The 16,309-nt window shown below is 70.5% G+C and carries 15 protein-coding genes; 8 read left to right on the forward strand and 7 right to left on the reverse strand.

From position 1 onward, the window contains the following. Positions 1 to 137: 137 nt before the first annotated feature. Positions 138 to 674: an NUDIX domain-containing protein gene (locus ABGB18_RS01220; RefSeq protein WP_347693383.1), complete on the reverse strand. Its 537-nt coding sequence runs from the start codon at positions 672 to 674 to the stop codon at positions 138 to 140. A 243-nt stretch (positions 675 to 917) separates the two neighbouring features. Here ABGB18_RS01220 and ABGB18_RS01225 point away from each other — a divergent pair, with 243 nt between their 5' ends. Then, positions 918 to 1,322: a VOC family protein gene (locus tag ABGB18_RS01225; protein ID WP_347693384.1), complete on the forward strand. Its 405-nt coding sequence runs from the start codon at positions 918 to 920 to the stop codon at positions 1,320 to 1,322. A gap of 166 nt (positions 1,323 to 1,488) precedes the next feature. Continuing rightward, complete coding sequence (metK, locus tag ABGB18_RS01230; protein ID WP_347693385.1) at positions 1,489 to 2,676, forward strand: methionine adenosyltransferase; 1,188 nt, start codon at positions 1,489 to 1,491, stop codon at positions 2,674 to 2,676. A 366-nt stretch (positions 2,677 to 3,042) separates the two neighbouring features. Here metK and ABGB18_RS01235 read toward each other — a convergent pair whose 3' ends face one another. Beyond that, positions 3,043 to 4,596: a 4-hydroxyphenylacetate 3-hydroxylase N-terminal domain-containing protein gene (locus ABGB18_RS01235; RefSeq protein ID WP_347693386.1), complete on the reverse strand. Its 1,554-nt coding sequence runs from the start codon at positions 4,594 to 4,596 to the stop codon at positions 3,043 to 3,045. A gap of 188 nt (positions 4,597 to 4,784) precedes the next feature. Here ABGB18_RS01235 and ABGB18_RS01240 point away from each other — a divergent pair, with 188 nt between their 5' ends. From ABGB18_RS01240 to ABGB18_RS01255, 4 genes are all read left to right on the forward strand, one after another. Continuing rightward, positions 4,785 to 5,966 (forward strand): acyl-CoA dehydrogenase family protein, encoded by a 1,182-nt coding sequence (locus tag ABGB18_RS01240; protein ID WP_347693387.1) that lies wholly within the window; start codon positions 4,785 to 4,787, stop codon positions 5,964 to 5,966. 11 nt (positions 5,967 to 5,977) lie between these two features. Further along, positions 5,978 to 6,409, forward strand: coding sequence for an SgcJ/EcaC family oxidoreductase (locus tag ABGB18_RS01245; RefSeq protein WP_347693388.1), 432 nt, complete (start codon positions 5,978 to 5,980; stop codon positions 6,407 to 6,409). 25 nt (positions 6,410 to 6,434) lie between these two features. Continuing rightward, complete coding sequence (locus tag ABGB18_RS01250) at positions 6,435 to 7,421, forward strand: hypothetical protein (RefSeq protein ID WP_347693389.1); 987 nt, start codon at positions 6,435 to 6,437, stop codon at positions 7,419 to 7,421. 142 nt (positions 7,422 to 7,563) lie between these two features. After that, positions 7,564 to 9,105 carry an acyl-CoA carboxylase subunit beta gene (locus tag ABGB18_RS01255; RefSeq protein WP_347694283.1) on the forward strand — a complete coding sequence of 514 codons (1,542 nt, stop codon included), beginning with the start codon at positions 7,564 to 7,566 and terminating at the stop codon, positions 9,103 to 9,105. A 382-nt stretch (positions 9,106 to 9,487) separates the two neighbouring features. Here ABGB18_RS01255 and ABGB18_RS01260 read toward each other — a convergent pair whose 3' ends face one another. The 5 genes from ABGB18_RS01260 to ABGB18_RS01280 are packed head-to-tail and all read right to left on the reverse strand — an operon-like array spanning position 9,488 to position 14,195. Further along, entirely contained in the window at positions 9,488 to 10,297 is an 810-nt protein-coding gene (locus tag ABGB18_RS01260; protein WP_347693390.1) for a TIGR03084 family metal-binding protein, read from the reverse strand. A gap of 2 nt (positions 10,298 to 10,299) precedes the next feature. Next, positions 10,300 to 11,391 carry a carboxymuconolactone decarboxylase family protein gene (locus ABGB18_RS01265; RefSeq protein WP_347693391.1) on the reverse strand — a complete coding sequence of 364 codons (1,092 nt, stop codon included), beginning with the start codon at positions 11,389 to 11,391 and terminating at the stop codon, positions 10,300 to 10,302. Between the two features lie 10 nt (positions 11,392 to 11,401). Continuing rightward, positions 11,402 to 13,060: a GMC family oxidoreductase gene (locus tag ABGB18_RS01270; protein ID WP_347693392.1), complete on the reverse strand. Its 1,659-nt coding sequence runs from the start codon at positions 13,058 to 13,060 to the stop codon at positions 11,402 to 11,404. Further along, a complete protein-coding gene (locus tag ABGB18_RS01275; protein WP_347693393.1) occupies positions 13,057 to 13,608 on the reverse strand; it encodes a DUF5987 family protein in 552 nt (183 codons plus the stop codon). Before ABGB18_RS01275 ends, ABGB18_RS01270 begins: the two co-directional genes overlap by 4 nt. Further along, positions 13,584 to 14,195 carry a SigE family RNA polymerase sigma factor gene (locus ABGB18_RS01280; RefSeq protein WP_347693394.1) on the reverse strand — a complete coding sequence of 204 codons (612 nt, stop codon included), beginning with the start codon at positions 14,193 to 14,195 and terminating at the stop codon, positions 13,584 to 13,586. Before ABGB18_RS01280 ends, ABGB18_RS01275 begins: the two co-directional genes overlap by 25 nt. 196 nt (positions 14,196 to 14,391) lie before the next feature. Here ABGB18_RS01280 and ABGB18_RS01285 point away from each other — a divergent pair, with 196 nt between their 5' ends. Further along, positions 14,392 to 15,297: a metallophosphoesterase gene (locus ABGB18_RS01285; RefSeq protein WP_347693395.1), complete on the forward strand. Its 906-nt coding sequence runs from the start codon at positions 14,392 to 14,394 to the stop codon at positions 15,295 to 15,297. A 183-nt stretch (positions 15,298 to 15,480) separates the two neighbouring features. Next, positions 15,481 to 16,284 (forward strand): helix-turn-helix transcriptional regulator, encoded by an 804-nt coding sequence (locus ABGB18_RS01290; protein WP_347693396.1) that lies wholly within the window; start codon positions 15,481 to 15,483, stop codon positions 16,282 to 16,284. The last annotated feature ends 25 nt before the right edge of the window (positions 16,285 to 16,309 follow it).

Genomic DNA, 16,309 nt, shown 5'->3' on the forward strand with positions numbered 1-16,309 from the left:
CTGGCGGGTACAGGTTGCATTTGATCGGCTCTTCTCCCGGGTCGTGGTGGGTCCTTTCACGACCACTGTGCGTGGCGCGCGGGCCGCGAACCAGAAGAGCGGAATTCAGAAAGTTGCCGGTGGACGGCCGCTTCCTGTCATCGGCATTCCGGCGGGGGACCGGCGAGCAGGCGGAGCAGCGCGGCCAGCGTCGTGCCCTCGGAGACGTCGCCCCCGTCGATGAGGCCGTCCAGGTCGGCGATCGGCACCCAGGCGATGCGTTCGGCCTCGAACCCGTCCACCGGCGGGCCGGCGTACGCGGGGGAGTCCGTACGGAAGACGTGGTGCCTGACGGTGGACAGACCGGGCAGCGGGCGCAGGCGGATGAACGGGCGCAGCGGCGCGGTGGCCCGCCAGCCGGTCTCCTCCTCCAGCTCCCTGGCGGCCGCGGCGGCCGGGTCCTCGCCCCGCTCGATCCCGCCGCCCGGCAGCTCCCACCCCCAGCTGTCGGTGATGAAGCGGTGCCGCCACATCATCAGGACGCGGCCCCGGTCGACGGCCAGTACGGAGGCCCCGTCCCGGCTCCTGATCAGCCGGTGGTCCAGCCGGCCCTCGCCCGCGCTCACGTCGGCGGCGAGGAGGTGCACCCATCGGTCGTGGTACAGGGTTCGCTCGGAGTTGACGGTCCACCGCATGGCGCTCCCTCGATGTGTCGGACGCGTTGCCTCGTATCGTGGGTGATCGCGGAGCGGCGCGCTAGCGGCGATCGTGCGCTGTGCCGGGCGGTCGGCAGGAACCGGAAAGCCGCGGCAGCTTGTTCTCCGCGATTCGGCTGGCCCGCCGGTGGCGAGCCGTGCAGAGTGGGTCGCACGAGAACGAGTCCCGCCCGAGAGGAGGTTGTTCCCCGCAACCCGTACCCGACTCGAAAGGACCTGTCCATGGAATGGAAGCTCGAAGTGGTGCCTATTCCCGTCACGGACGTGGAGCGGGCGAAGAAGTTCTACAGCGAGCAGGCCGGCTTCAGCGTCGACATCGACTCCCAGGTGAGCGAGGACGTACGCATGGTGCAACTGACGCCGCCGGGCTCGGCCTGTTCGATTCACCTGAACACCGGGATCGCCGGCCCGCCGCCGGGCACGGTGAAGGGCCTGCAGATCGTGGTGCCCGACATCGAGGCCGCCAGGAACGAACTCCTGGAACGGCAGGTGAACGTCAGCCCGGTCCAGCACTACGAGGGCAGCGAACTCGTGGACGGGCCAGGCGGCAGATGGAACTCCTTCGTCTTTTTCGACGACCCCGACGGCAACGGCTGGGTCCTGCAGGAGCGTGCCGAAGGCGAGTGACGCCCCGCCCCGGTGCGCCACGGCAAGCACAGAGGTGATCGGCCCGCGGGCGCCGGGTCATGATGAGAAAATCGACGAGCTCGGGAGCGCTGATGAGAATCGCACAGAGGACGTGTCCCACCCGCGCGTTGCCGCTCCGTGGCAGCCGGCTTGCGAGTTCCGCATCATGACTCGGCGCCTGTTCACCTCCGAGTCGGTCACCGAGGGCCATCCGGACAAGATCGCCGACCAGATCAGCGACGCGATTCTCGACGCCATGCTGAAGGAGGACCCGCGCAGCCGGGTCGCCGTCGAGACGCTGATCACTACGGGCCAGGTGCACGTCGCGGGTGAGGTGGCCACCAAGACTTATGTTGATATCCCGGGCATCATCCGTGACAAGATCCTCGACATCGGCTACGACGCCTCCCACAAGGGCTTCGACGGCGCCTCGTGCGGCGTGTCGGTGTCCATCGGCGCGCAGTCGCCGGACATCGCCCAGGGCGTGGACTACGCCTACGAACACCGGGTCGACGGTGACGTGGACGAGCTCGACCGGCAGGGCGCCGGCGACCAGGGCCTGATGTTCGGTTTCGCGTGCCGCGAGACCCCTGAGCTGATGCCCCTGCCGATCACGCTGGCCCATCGCCTGGCCAAGCGCCTGTCGGAGGTGCGCAAGGACGGCACGGTGCCCTACCTGCGCCCCGACGGCAAGACCCAGGTCACGATCGAGTACGACGGCGACACGCCGGTCCGCCTCGACACCGTGGTGGTCTCCACGCAGCACGCCGCGGGGATAGACCTGCGGGAGATGCTCGCCCCCGACGTCAAGGAGGCCGTGGTCGATCCGCTCCTGGCGGGCCTCGACCTCGCGACCGACGGTTACCGGCTGCTGGTCAACCCGACCGGCCGGTTCGAGATCGGCGGTCCGATGGGCGACGCCGGGCTGACCGGCCGCAAGATCATCATCGACACCTACGGCGGCATGGCCCGCCACGGTGGCGGTGCCTTCTCCGGCAAGGACCCGTCCAAGGTCGACCGCTCGGCCGCCTACGCCATGCGCTGGGTCGCCAAGAACGTCGTGGCGGCCGGCCTCGCCGACCGCTGCGAGGTCCAGGTCGCGTACGCGATCGGCAAGGCCCACCCGGTGGGCCTGTTCGTGGAGTGCTTCGGCACGGAGAAGCTGCCCGTCGAGGCCATCCAGCAGGCGCTGTCACAGGTGTTCGACCTGCGCCCGGCGGCCATCATCCGCGACCTCGACCTGCTGCGCCCGATCTACTCGGAGACCGCCGCCTACGGACACTTCGGCCGCGAGGGGTTCTCCTGGGAGTCCACCGACCGCGCCGACGCCCTCCGCGCCGCCGCCACGGCCTGACACCCCGCCATTCCTCCACGAACGAAGCGCCCCGGCCCTGCCCGCCGGGGCGCTTCGCTGTGCGCCCGCGTAGGTGCTCAGCGAAGCGCGCGGGCAGGTGCCCGGCGGACGCGCGGGTGCGCCCGGGGCCATCGCGGGACATCGGTGCGGACACGTTCACCTGGCGCGTGACAGGCCGTTGACCCCGCGCCGCAGCACCTCCAGGGCGGCCGGCGGGATCAGGACGCGGCCATGGCGCACGAGCGCGCAAGATCATCGCGCACGAGTGCCCGCCAGGAGACAGCGGCCCGTCTCAGTCGGCCCGCTGCGACCGGCCCGCTGCGACCGGCACGGTGGAGGCCGGCACGGTGGAGGCCGGTCGCGGGGTCAGCCGTTCAGGAGGGTGTTGCGGGTCTGGCGGAGGTCTTCGAACGATGACAGGTCGGGCACCGTCCAGCCTTCCAGGTCGTATTCGGCCAGGCACTCGTCGGCGAACGCCTTGTAGCCGTCCACCTGCCCGGCCGCGAGCTGGGAGAGCAGCAGCTCCACCCGGATGTTCTCGTGGTTGCCCGAGTAGTTGCGCTCGTACAGCTCGTGCCGGCCGCCGAACTCCGTGCCGACCGCGTCCCACAGCAGCTTCATCACCTTCACCCGGTCCACGGCGTCCGCGCCGTTGGAGCCGCGCAGGTACTTGTCCAGGTACGGGCGGACGTCGGGGTTCTTGAAGTCGTCAGCGCTGGAGTTGACGTAGATGAGGCCGCTGGCCACGTCCTGCTGGATGATCTCCTTGATCCGCGGATAGGCGAGCTGCATGAACCACCGGTAGGCCATGCCGTAGGCGGGGTTGGGCAGCACGGCGCCGTTCTCCCAGGGGATGGGGTTGCGCGCGGCGGCGTCGGACAGCGCCCAGAACAGGTTGCGCCAGGCCAGCACCTCGCCCAGGCGGGTCTGTACGCCGCGGAAGTCCGAGGTGCCCGTGATGTCCAGGGCCTTGGCCAGCAGGCCGGCGATGAACTCCAGCTTCACCGCCAGGCGGGTGGCGCCGTGGAAGGTGAAGCGCTCGGGGAACCCGGAGCGGGCGGTGAAAAGCTGGACCTTGCCCAGGTCGCCGTAGATGAAGACGTTCTCCCAGGGGATGAGGACCCGGTCCAGGACGAGGATGGTGTCGTTCTCGTCCAGCCTGGAGGAGAGCGGGTAGTCGAACGGGCTGCCCATCACCGCCGCCGTCGCGGCGTAGGAGGTGCGGCAGATCAGCTTCATGCCCCGGGCGTCCATCGGGATGGTCGCCACCAGCGCGAACCGCTTGTCCTTCACCGGCAGCCCGTAGTGGGCGATGAAGTTGTAGTGGGTGAGCACGGAGCCGGTGGCGACCACCTTGGCCCCGCTGACCACCAGCCCGGCGTCGGTCTCCTCGTCCACGTGCACGAACACGTCCGCCACCTCGTCCGGCGGGCGGTTGCGGTCGACCGGAGGGTGCACGATGGCGTGGTTCCAGAACAGCACCTTCTCCTGCGACTCGCGGTACCAGCGCCGCGCGTTGTCGGAGTAGGGCTCGTAGAACCCGGCGTTGGCGCCCAGCGTGCCCAGGAAGGAGGCCTTGTAGTCGGGGCTGCGGCCCATCCAGCCGTAGGACAACCGGGCCCAGGCCGCGATGGCCTGCTGCGCCCCGACCAGGTCCTCGGCGCTGCGCGGGGTGGTGAAGAACTTGTGGGTGTATCCGTCACTCCCGGTGTCCGTCGGCCCGGTGAGCACCCCGCTCAGGTCGGGGTCGTGCAGCGCGTCGTACAGGCGCGCCGTCATGCGCACGGGATTGCGGAAGGCGGGATGCGTGGTGACGTCGTCCACCCGCTCGCCATAGATGTAGATCTCTCGCGAGTCGCGTAGGGACTCGACGTATTCCTCGCCGGTCAGCGGGCGGGATGTGTGCCGTGGCAAGGTCACGTCGGCTCCCCTTGTTCGGCCTGATTTCTCTGATCGATGCTGGCACCCGATCGGCTCACGGGGCTACTCGCACGTTGCGCTGCCGGATGGGCAATCCAGAAGGTGCGCAGGTCGATCGAGGGCTGCGACCGTCAGGATGACGACCCCACACAGGGGTGCCTGTCGTCTGCATGCCTGTAGGAGGAGCCGTGCCGAGCACCGACATTCCGACCCGGGAGCAGCTGGTTGGCCGCGCGTCCGAGTTGGCCCCCACGCTGCAGAAGCACGCGCTGTGGGCGGAGGAGAACGGGCGCCTGCATGACGAGACGATCGAGGCGCTGACCGACGCGGGCATGTTCAAGCTCCGCACTCCCGTCCGCTACGGCGGGTACGAGTCCGACACGCGCACGGTGGCCGAGGTGGCCGCCGCGCTGGGTGCCGGCGACGGGTCCGCCGGGTGGGTGACCTCGGTCTACTGGATCGCCACGTGGGGGGCCGCGGCCTTCCCCGACGAGGTGCAGGACGAGGTGTTCGCCACCCCGGACGTACGCGTCTGCGGCACCTTGAGCCCCAGCGCGATGGCCACCCCCGCAGAGGGCGGCGTCGTGCTCAACGGCAAGTGGGCCTTCATCAGCGGCGCCACGCACGCCCACTGGCAGATGATCGTGGCGGTCCTGGTCAGCGAGGGCAGCGAGCCGTACCCGATCATCGGGCTGGTCCCGATGTCCGATCTGCGGATCGTGGACGACTGGAACACCTCGGGGCTGAAGGGCACGGGCAGCGTGAGCACGGTCGCCGTCGACGTGTTCGTGCCCGCCGCGCGCGTGCTGCCGCTGCCCGCCGTACTGCAGGGCCAGGTCGCCTCCCGGCTCAACGCCGAGCGGCCGATCTACCGCGTGCCGCTGTTGCCGGTGGCCTCCGCCTCCTCCGTCGGCACCGTGCTCGGGCTCGCCAGAGGGGCCTGGGACGCGTTCTTCGAGCGGCTGCCGCAGCGCAAGATCACCTACACCGACTACGCGGCGCAGGCGCAGGCCCCGCTGACCCACCTGCAGGTGGCCGAGGCCGCCGTGAAGATCGACCAGGCGGAGTTCCACGTGCGGCGGCTCACCGAGCTGGTGGACCGCAAGGGCGAGGACGCGACGCCGTGGACGGTGGAGGAGCGCGTCAAGGCACGGGCCGACATGGGCATGGTGGTCCGCCTGGGCAAGGAGGCCGTGGACATCCTGGCCACGGCGAGCGGCGGCTCGTCGATCTACTCCGACCAGCCGATCCAGCGCATCACGCGTGACGTGCAGGCGGTCAGCCTGCACGCCCTGATGCATCCCGACACCAACGCGGAGCTGTACGGCCGGGTCCTGTGCGGCCTGGCCCCCAACACGCTCTACCTGTGAAAGGACATGCCATGACCACGACAAGTCCCGCACCCGCTGCCGCCGCCGGAGTCAGCCCGGACGATCGGGCCGCGGTCGCCGCCGTACCAGGCAAGATCATCGCCGCCTGGGCCAGGCAGGACGCGGCCGCCTTCGCCGAGGTGTTCAGCGCGGACGGGACCATGATCCTTCCCGGGCGTTACCGCAAGGGCGCGGAGGACATCCAGGCGTTCATGCGGGCCGCCTTCGCGGGGCCCTACCGCAACACCAAGGTGACCGGAGAGGTCATCGACCTCCGGTTCTTCGGCTCGGACACGGCGATCCTGACCACCGAGGGCGGCGTGCTCGCGGCGGGTGAGACCGAGGTGTCCGAGGAGCGGGCCATCCGTGCCACCTGGGTGATCGTACGGCAGGACGGGCAGTGGCGCCTGGCTGCCTACCAGAACACGCCAAGGGGCACTTAGCGCGCAGCCGGCGTCGAGGTGAGCCATGGACATTGCTGTCATCGGGGTTTCAGCTGAAGCAGTTGAGATCTACCGGTATTTCCTGCGGCACCCCGGCGACAGCGTCGGTTCGGCCAGGCAACGGCTCGCCGACGCGGACCCGGAACGGATCCAGGCCGTCGTGGAGGAACTGGGGCTGCTGGGCCTGCTGGACATCAAGGACCGGCACCGGGTCGTGGCCACGGAGCCGAGGGTCGGGATCGAGCGGCTCATCGAGAAGCGTCTCGACGAGCTCAACATGGAGATCCGCCGGGTCCTGGAGACCCGGGACGTGATCGCCACTCTGGAGGAGGACCTGCGCGGCGGCGAGTCCTCCCATGGGGTGCTCGCCATCGAGCGGGTGGAGGGGCTGGATGAGGTCCGCCGGCGCATCGACGACCTCGGCTTCTTCTGCTACGAACAGACCCTGGCGCTGCATCCCGGCGGACCGCTCTCGCCGGGCGCCATCGAGACCGGCCGGGTGGTGGCCACCCGTAACCTCCGCCGCGGCCTGGCCGTGCGGGAGGTCTACCACCCCACGGCACTCGGCAACCCGCTGATGGACTCCTACCTGCGCGACCTGGCGAGCCTGGGCGCCCAGATCAGGATCACCGAGGCCCAGATGGACCGCATGGTCATCTTCGACAGCGTGGCCGTGGTGGCGATCCATCCCAAGGAGAGCCACCGCGGCGCCCTGCTGGTACGCGAGCCCGGCCTGGTCTCCCAGCTCATCACGTACTTCGACGGCGTCTGGAACGACGCCGTGGACCTGCGTAACTTCACCGAGCCCAGCACGGAGGTGCCCCAGCTCTCCGAACTGGAGCGGCGGGTGCTCTCGGTGATGGCCACGGCCGACAAGGACGAGGTCGCCGCCCGCGAGATCGACGTCTCGGTCCGGACCTACCGCCGATACGTGGCTGACCTCATGGCCCGGCTCGGCGCGGTCAACCGCTTCCAGGCGGCGTTGCGGGCGAAGGAGGAGAACTGGATCTGAAGGAGAACCAGTGAGCATCTCTGAACTCGGCACAGTCCCCGGCCCGGTCGGCGACCCCGACGGCCCCGCCACCGGCCACCTCGACAACGGCTCCAACGGGAGCGCCCCCGCAGGCGCCAACGGGGCGCGACCGGAGCGGTCCATGCGACTGCTGCGCGAGCAGCGCGACGGCCTCCGCGACCGGATCCTCGCCGGCCACCGCGACGCCGTGGACCGCCAGCACGCGCTGGGCAAGCGCACCGCGCGCGAGCGGCTGGACCTGCTGCTGGACGAGGGGTCCTTCACCGAGATCGACATGTACCGCAGGCACCAGGCGCACGGGCTGCGCATCGAGGAGCAGCGGCCGTCCACCGACGGCGTGATCACCGGGTCCGGCACCGTCCACGGCCGCCGGGTGTTCGTGTACGCGCAGGACTTCACCATCTTCGGCGGCTCGCTCGGCGAGGCACACGCCACGAAGATCCACAAGGTGATGGACCTGGCCCTGGCCACGGGCTCGCCGTTCATCGGGCTGAACGACAGCGGCGGTGCGAGGATCCAGGAGGGGGTGATGTCGCTCAACGGCTACGGCGGGATCTTCCAGCGCACCGTGCAGGCCTCCGGCGTCATCCCGCAGATCTGCGTGGTGCTCGGCCCGTGCGCGGGAGGGGCCGCCTACTCGGCCGCGCTGGCCGACTTCACCTTCATGGTGCGCGACACCGCCTACATCTACCTGACCGGTCCCGACGTGGTGGCGGCGGTCAGCGGCCGGCGTCCCACCCACGCCGAGCTCGGCGGCGCCGAGGTGCACGGCCGTACCTCGGGTGTGTCGACGTTCGTGCACGACGACGAGCGCGGGTGCCTGGAGCACGTGCGGTACCTCGTCTCGCTGCTGCCGGCGAGCAACCACGAACTCCCGCCGAGCGGGCCGCCCCGGGGCGCGGTGACGGACGTACGGCCCAGGCTGGCGGAGATCGTCCCCGTGGAGCCGAACAAGCCGTACGACATGCGGGCCGTCATCGCCGAGGTGGTCGACGACGGCGCCTTCCTGGAGCTGCACCAGGACTGGGCGGGCAACGTGATCTGCGCGCTGGCCAGGATCGACGGCGAGGTGGTCGGCGTGGTCGGCAACCAGCCGCTGGTGCTGGCCGGGGTGCTCGACGCGGCGGCCTCGCAGAAGGCCGCCAGGTTCGTCAGGTTCTGCGACGCCTTCAACATCCCCCTGCTGACCCTGGTGGACGTCCCCGGCTTCCTGCCGGGAACCGAGCAGGAGCAGGCCGGCATCATCCGGCACGGCGCCAAGCTGCTGTACGCCTACTGCGAGGCGAGCGTGCCGCGTGTCCAGGTGATCGTTCGGAAGGCCTACGGCGGGGCGTACATCGTGATGGACTCGCGCTCCATCGGCGCCGACCTGTCACTGGCGTGGCCGACGAACGAGATCGCCGTGATGGGCGCGGAAGGCGCGGTGAACGTCATCTTCCGCAAGGACCTGGCAGCCGCCGAGGACCCGGCCGGGCTGCGCGCCGCGCTGGTGGCCGAGTACGGCGACCAGCTCGTACACCCGCATTTCGCGGCCGAGCGCGGGCTGGTCGACGATGTCATCGACCCGGTGCACACGCGTTCGGCCGTCGCCCGCGGGCTGGCGATGCTGCGTAACAAGCACCGCCAGCGGCCGCAGCGCAAACACGGCAACACCCCACTGTGACGCCCAATATGTAGAGGTCGCGGCGACGACGATGTCACGGCGACGCGTTGTTCAGGTCATGACGACGATTCGAGTATGTTGCGGTGCCGGGAGAAGCCGATCTGGTTGTGACGGCCCCGGCGGGAGGGCTCCCGCCCCCTCCCGCCGGCGCTCGCTTCCGATATCGTCCCTTTCTCTTCGCGCTTCCCTTTGCCATTTCCGCCTTGCTGATATAGCTATGGTGGCCCACCGCGGGCAGGCCCCGAAAGGGAAATCCGCTGCACGAAGCTGCCGCCCGTTTCCGGATGCTGCAGGCGAAAGTGATGGACAAAAAAGGCTCCGGCGACGGCGGTGGTCGTGACCGGTCCGCCGTGCCGGAGCCTCAGGCCCGGGTCCCGCGCGCTCAGGCCCGCGCGGTCAGGTCGTCGAACTGACCGGGGGTACGGCCCGAACCCGCGGGGCCGCGGTAGGCCTGGGCGATGTCCAGCCAGTGGTCGGCCACGGCACCCACCGCGGTGACCCGCAGGTCGTCGCGGTGCCTGCGCCGGGTCACCAGCAGGCAGAAGTCCTCCGCGGGCCCCGAGACGCGCTGCTCGGCGTCGGCGGGCCCGTAGGCCCACAGCTCGCCGGACGGCGCGCTGATCTCGAAGCGGAACTGCTCCGCGGGCGGCGTCAGACCGCGCGTGAGATACCCGAAGTCCCTGGTCAGGACCGCGAAGATGACGAGGTACCGGAGCCGGTCGGAACGCTCGAGGCGCGCCCCGAGCGCGTCGGCGATGTCCTGCCCGTGCGCGAACTGCTCCATGATCCCGGCGCTCCCGAGCACGGTGGGCGGCAGCGGGTTGACCAGCCACGGCACGGTCTGGTCCGGCGGCACCGCGGCCAGCGCGCTCACCGCGCCGGCCCGCTCGGCCCGCCAGCGGCCGAGCAGCACCTCGGGCGAGTCGTCCCGGTAGTCGGCCAGGGCGGCGTTCACGGCGCCGTCGAAGTTGTGCTCGGCGTCCCTGATCAGGTACTGGAAGGCCTCGGGGTCGGAGGCCGCCAGCCTGGCCAGCTTGAAGATGAAGGCCAGGTGGGCGATCTGATCGGCGATGGTCCACCCGGTCGCGGGCGTGGGCAGCCGCCACCGCGCCGGCTCCAGCCCGGACACCAGCCGATCGAGTTGATCGCCGTCGGCCGCCAGGTCGCTCAGCACGTTCTCCAGGTCGCTCATGCTTACGTCCTCTCCTGGGAAGTCGGATGGCTGTCGGAATGCGGTCGCCAGATGGCGAGCCTGGCCGCGGTCAGGCTCGCCCAGGCGGTGAACTCGACGAGCGTCAGGTCGCTCGGCGCCTGGCGCCTGAACTCGTTCACGACCTCCTGGTCGACCTGGTAGGAGGCCATGGCGGTCAGCAGGGCCAGGCGGGCGGCCGGACGCTGGGCCGGCGGCAGGCCGGACACCGGATCGGCCAGCCAGGCGCGGCTCGGGCCCGGCGGGGTGCCGTCCCATCCGTTGAGGCAGGACGTGACCAGGTCGCGGACCTCCTGCGGCACCGAGCGGCGGCCCGCGGCGTCGATGGCCGCGGCGGCGCCGGCGAAGGCACGGGAGAGGTGCGGCATGTCGCGGGCCCACCCCAGGTCGGCCGGCAGCGGCGCCGGGTCCAGCAGGGCGGCCGCCGCGCCGGGCACCCTGGGCTTGGCCGCGGCCGGCCGCATGATCAGGCCGAACAGCCGCAGCATGAGCCCGCGCGCCGGCGCGGGCAGCCGCGGCGGCAGCGGTGACGGGCCGAGGAAGACGTTGACCATGCGGTTGAGGTAGTGGAAGGTCACGGTGACCGCCACCAGCTCGGGCGAGCGAGCCGGCCCACCCACCGGGACCGATCCGTCCGCCGGGCCTGACCCGCCTGTCGGGAGGGATCCACCCGTTGGGATCGATCCACCCGCCGGGGGCGGGCCGCCGGCCGGGGCCGATCCACCGCCAGAGGCCGGGCGGGAGCGCAGCAAAGCCTCCAGCGTGGCCTGGTGCACGTCCACGCAGTAGGGGCAGGCGTTGGCGCGCGACACCTCGGCGGCCACCGCCTCCTTGGCCTCCCTGCACTGCGTGCCGTCGGCGATCAGCGACTCCCGCAGCATGGCCCAGGAGGCGGCCAGCGCCTCGGGAGCGGGGGAGTGCAGGATCACCGGCGGTGCCAGCATCCCGAACTCCCGCTCCACCTGCGCGTACACCTGGGCCACCAGCCCCTGGGCGGTGGCCGGGCGCACCGGGGTCACGTGGCGGATCTGGGCCAGCACGCCCGGCAGTGTCGCCTTGGAGAGCATCTCACCCATCGCGGGGCTCCTATCTGCGCAGCAGGCCCGCCACCTGGCCGGCCACTCCCCGCCGCCCGCTGGTGCCCCCGTCGGGCGCGGGTGCCCCGTACGAGACCTCGACGCCCCGCTCGCGCGCCGCCGCCACGATGGCGGGGACGGCACGCTCGGCGAGCGCGGCGATGGTCATCGCGGGGTTGACGGTCAGGGCCCCGGGTACGGCGGAGCCGTCGGTGACGAAGATGCCGGGGTGGCCGCGTACCTCGTGCCGGTCGTCCAGCGCCGAGGTGGCGGGGTCGTCGCCGATGCGGCAGGAGGACAGCGGGTGGACGGTGTAGGCGCCGATGACGTCGTTGGTCCAGGCCGTGACGGTGGCCAGCCCGTCGCGCTCCAGGATCTCCTTCACCTCGGCGTCCGCCATGGCCCAGGCCCGCAGCGTGGTCTCCGACGGGTTGTAGCGCAGGCTGCCCACGCCCAGCATCTGCTGCGACAGCCGGTCGGCGTTGCCGGTGGCGGGCGGCGGGCCGAACACGCCCTCGTTGTCGTCCTCGATCATCTGGAAGATGATCAGCCAGGAGCGCCAGCGCGCCAGCATCTCCTTCTTCCTGACGCCGAACCAGGTGGGGCCGTCCCCCTCGGGCGGCACCTGGGCGAGCACGGTGCCGAGGCCGGGCGGGAAGTACAGCTGTTCGAGCGAGTAGCGGGTGTATTCGGGCAGCGAGCCGTCCAGCCGGTCCCAGTTGGCCACGGTCGGTCCCTTGCCGATCTGGTTGGCCTCGTAGGCCAGGCCGCCGGCCCGCGACAGCCCGAGCACCTCGCGCACCTTGTCCTCGTCGAACACCGCGGTGTTGAGCCGCTCGCCGTTGCCGGAGAAGTAGCGGCCCACGGCGTGCGGCATCGAGCCCAGCTCCGCCTCGCTGCGCTGCAGGATCACGGGGGTGGCGCCGGCTCCCGCGGCCAGTACGACGATCTTCGCGTCGATGGTGCCGCCCGCGCTCCTGAGCCGGTAGTCCTCATCGTCGATGAGGTCGTAGTGGACCCGGTAGTAGCCGTCGTCGGTCCTGGAGACGCGCTGCACCTCGTGCAGTGGCCGGACCTGGGTGCCGTGCGCGATGGCCGCGGGCAGGTAGTTGGTCAGCAGCGAGCGCTTGGCGTCGAAGCGGCAGCCGGACATCATCCAGTTGCAGTTGACGCAGGTGTCGTTGTCGATCGCCACCGGCACCGGGTTGGCGGTGCGGCCCGAGTGGGCGCACGCCGCCGCCCAGAGCCCGCCGGCGTAGGTGACGTCGTTCCAGTCCTGCGTGGTGACCGGGATCGACTCGGCCACCCGGTCGTACCAGGGGTCGAGGGTGGAGCGGCTGACGGCGGCGGGCCACATCCGCCGGCCGATGCTGCCGTGCCGCTCGAAGACGAAACGCGGGGCGCGCGGCATCGCGGCGAAGTAGACGACGCTGCCGCCGCCCACGCAGTTGCCGCCGAGCACGCTCATGCCGTCGCCCACGACGAAGTCGAAGGCGCGGGTGTAGGAGGAGCCGAGCTTGAAGTCGTGCTCGAAGTCCTCGCCCGTCAGCCACGGGCCGCGTTCGAGCACCACCACGCGGGCGCCGCCGGCCGACAGGTGGTAGGCCGCGATCGCGCCGCCGAAGCCGCTGCCGACGACGAGGACGTCGGTGCGTTCGGTACTGGTCATGGCAGGCTCCCCGTGGGAATGGTGTCCGGATGCGGGTCGGCGAGCTTGCGGCCGTAGGAGAAGTCGGGGAACCGCCACAGGCCGTCGGCGTCGGGCTGGTAGATGCCCAGCGCGGTCAGCCCCGGATGGCCCGCGGCGAGCGCCTCGGCGGTGTTGAGATGGGCCGCGGAGTCATAGGCCATGTAGCAGAACAGGGCCAGGCTGATCCACAGCGGCTTCTCCCGGTGGCCCGGCGTGGTCACCCGCTGGACGAGCGCCGTGCGGTGCTCGAACGGCAGCGCGACGAACGGCGGGACGTCCTCGTCGAGGTCCAGCCCGTGCTCGCCCGCGTAGTCGAGGGCGTGCCCGTCCAGGGCCCGCGCGAAGTCGTCGAGGCCGTCGTGGACCCCCGTCGCCGACCACTGCAGCAGGTCGAGCGCGCCGGCCGCGACGGCACCGCCGTCCGGCGCCGCGCCCGCGACGGCCCGGTCGTCCGGCGTCCGCTTCTCGCCGGGGACTATGGTGTCCGCGAACGCCTCGATGGTCAGGATGCTATCCCGTGTTGGCAATGGCATACGGGTCCTTCCCCTTTCCCTGGGGCCTTTCCTTGGGGTTCGCCGTCCGCCTGCTCCAGCGGTGGCGTCGCGGGTGGCTCCTCCTCCTGGCCGCCCTCCAGGGCCGAACGGAGAGCGGCCAGGGCCCGGACAGTCTGGCTGCGCACCGTCGAGCAGCTACTGCCCATGACCCTGGCCGTCTCCTCCACGCTGCGGTCCTCCCAGTAACGCAACACGACGGCGGTCCGCTGCCGGGGTGCGAGGCCCGCCAGGGCGTCGAGGAGCCGGAGCCGGTCGTCGAGCGGGCGGTAGGGGTCGGGCAGCGGTGGAGGCTCTGGTGGCAGGTCGTACAGGACCTCACGCGACCAGCGGTGGGCCCGCCGGTCGCTGATGAGCAACCGAGTCATGATCGCGTACGTGTAGCGGGCCATCTTGTCGTGGCTGTGCAGGAGTTCCCATCGGCGGTAAATGGCGATGAGCGTACGCTGGACGAGGTCGTCGGCCTCGTACCAGTCGGAGGAAAGCCGGAAGGCCATACGCCGCAGCGTCGGCCTGGTCGTCTTGACGTAGCGGGTGAATTCCTCGTCCAACGTCGTCGCCATTAGGTTACACTTCATCATGACAGTCGCAGAATGATAGGCATTTATGGGTGTTCTGCGGGGTACAACCAGAATTGTCCTTTATATACCAAACGGCAACCCCTATTCGACCCCGGAGCCCCCACGCTCGGCGAGGCCAGACCCGAGAAATTGCCCGGACTAATTCCGGATAAATCGCCCTAGCGATTAGCATCGCGGCGTGGACGATTCCAAGGGAACCGACGGGAGCCTGCTGGCGATCAGCGATCTCCATGTCGCCTATCCGGAGAATCGAGCCTTCGTCGAGGGGTTGCGGCCGGACGACGACGGCGACTGGTTGCTGGTCGCCGGCGACGTCGGGGAGCGGATCTCCGACATCGAGTGGGCGCTCGGCCTGCTCAACGAGCGTTTCGAGACCGTGGTGTGGGCGCCGGGCAACCATGAGCTCTGGACCCCGCACCACGACGCCAGCCAGTTGCGCGGTGACGACCGTTACCGGCAACTGGTGCAGCTGTGCAGGCGGCTGGGCGTGATCACGCCGGAGGACCCCTACCCCGTCTGGCGGGGTGCGGGTGGGCCGGTCACGGTCGCGCCGCTGTTCGTCCTGTACGACTACACCTTCAGGCCCGCGCACCTCAGCAGGGCCGAGGCGCTCGCCATGGCACGCGAATCGGGAGTCATCTGCACGGACGAGTTCTTCCTGCACCCGCATCCGTACCCGAGCCGCGCTGACTGGTGCCAGGCGCGGCTCAGGGAGACCGAGCGCCTGCTCGCCGCCCGTGACCCGCGGTTGCCCACGGTTCTGGTCAACCACTTCCCGCTCGTCCGCGAGCCCACCGACGTGCTCTACCACCCGCTGTTCGCGCAGTGGTGCGGCACGGAGGGCACCGCGGACTGGCATCTGCGCTACCGGGCCACCGCGGTGGTCTACGGCCACCTGCACATCCCCAGAACGAGCTGGCACGACGGCGTGCGCTTCGAGGAGGTCTCGCTCGGCTATCCGCACGAGCGGCGGCCCCGGCACCGCGAGCGCCCGTTGCGACGCATTCTGCCGTACCCGCGGACCGGCGGGTCCGCCGAGCACTCCATGGGTCCGGGTCGCCCACGCGACCGCGGCCAGACATAAACGAACCGGTCGCTGCCCGGTGCTGTGCAGCATTTTTCCGCCCTCGCGGCGTGTCATATAGAAGAGCTGAGCCCGCACCTTTCCACCCCCATCGAAAAGGGTGCCGGAGCAGAAGCCCTAACACGCGGGGGAGGGGCAATGGAGAGAGACATAGAAGAAGCCGTCCTGAGAGCCGTTGAATTAATGTACGAAAACCTGGGAGATGAGCTGACTGTTGACGACCTCGCCAGAAGGGCGATGTTCAGCAAGTTCCATTTCTCCAGGGTTTTCCAGCGGGCCACCGGGCTGTCGCCCGGCCGCTTCCTGTCGGCCGTCCGGCTGCAGGAGGCCAAGCGCCTGCTCGTGACCACCTCCTTGACCGTCACCGAGATCAGTCACCGGGTGGGATTCTCCAGCGTGGGCACGTTCAGCTCGCGCTTCACCGGCAGCGTGGGGACCGCCCCCACCGTCTACCGCCAGTCCATGGGCGCGCCGCAGCCGAAGTTCCTGGGCAACGGCCACCACCACAACGGCCGGATCAACGGCCAGATCAACGGCCGGCACAACGGCCAGGCCAATGGCCGGGTCAACGGGCACGTCAACGGTCACGGCCCGGCCGAGGGCGGCACGCGGGTGGTCCGCGGTGCCATCCTGTCGCCGCTGCCCGACCGGCCCATCTTCGCCGGCATGTTCCCGCACCGCATCATGGAGGGCCGGCCGGTCGCCTACACCGTCCTGCCCCAGCCGGGGCCGTTCCTGCTGCTCGATGTGCCAGAAGGCGAGTGGCACCTGATCGCCCAGTCGGTCGCGGCCGGCCGGGAGGACACCCTGAACCATCCCCCCGGCGGCGACCGGGCGCTGTGCGTCGGCCGCCACGGCCCCATCACCGTGCGGCACGACGCCCCCGTCGCGCGCGTCGACCTGCAGCTCAGGCCGATGCGTCCGATGGACCCCCCGGCCCTGCTCGCGATGCGCGACCTGCTGTCCAATCCCGGTCTGTACGACTGAGGCCCCCGGCCAGGGGATCCACCCA

This window comes from Nonomuraea sp. B12E4 (assembly GCF_039871825.1).
GTDB lineage: Bacteria > Actinomycetota > Actinomycetes > Streptosporangiales > Streptosporangiaceae > Nonomuraea.

What these genes read in the sequence shown, in the direction of transcription:
- ABGB18_RS01220 (WP_347693383.1), bottom strand. Translation starts at nt 674, where the DNA reads ATGCGGTGGACCGTCAACTCCGAGCGAACCCTGTACCACGACCGATGG.
- ABGB18_RS01225 (WP_347693384.1), top strand. Translation starts at nt 918, where the DNA reads ATGGAATGGAAGCTCGAAGTGGTGCCTATTCCCGTCACGGACGTGGAG.
- metK (WP_347693385.1), top strand. Translation starts at nt 1,489, where the DNA reads ATGACTCGGCGCCTGTTCACCTCCGAGTCGGTCACCGAGGGCCATCCG.
- ABGB18_RS01245 (WP_347693388.1), top strand. Translation starts at nt 5,978, where the DNA reads ATGACCACGACAAGTCCCGCACCCGCTGCCGCCGCCGGAGTCAGCCCG.
- ABGB18_RS01250 (WP_347693389.1), top strand. Translation starts at nt 6,435, where the DNA reads ATGGACATTGCTGTCATCGGGGTTTCAGCTGAAGCAGTTGAGATCTAC.
- ABGB18_RS01255 (WP_347694283.1), top strand. Translation starts at nt 7,564, where the DNA reads ATGCGACTGCTGCGCGAGCAGCGCGACGGCCTCCGCGACCGGATCCTC.
- ABGB18_RS01260 (WP_347693390.1), bottom strand. Translation starts at nt 10,297, where the DNA reads ATGAGCGACCTGGAGAACGTGCTGAGCGACCTGGCGGCCGACGGCGAT.
- ABGB18_RS01265 (WP_347693391.1), bottom strand. Translation starts at nt 11,391, where the DNA reads ATGGGTGAGATGCTCTCCAAGGCGACACTGCCGGGCGTGCTGGCCCAG.
- ABGB18_RS01270 (WP_347693392.1), bottom strand. Translation starts at nt 13,060, where the DNA reads ATGACCAGTACCGAACGCACCGACGTCCTCGTCGTCGGCAGCGGCTTC.
- ABGB18_RS01280 (WP_347693394.1), bottom strand. Translation starts at nt 14,195, where the DNA reads ATGGCGACGACGTTGGACGAGGAATTCACCCGCTACGTCAAGACGACC.
- ABGB18_RS01290 (WP_347693396.1), top strand. Translation starts at nt 15,481, where the DNA reads ATGTACGAAAACCTGGGAGATGAGCTGACTGTTGACGACCTCGCCAGA.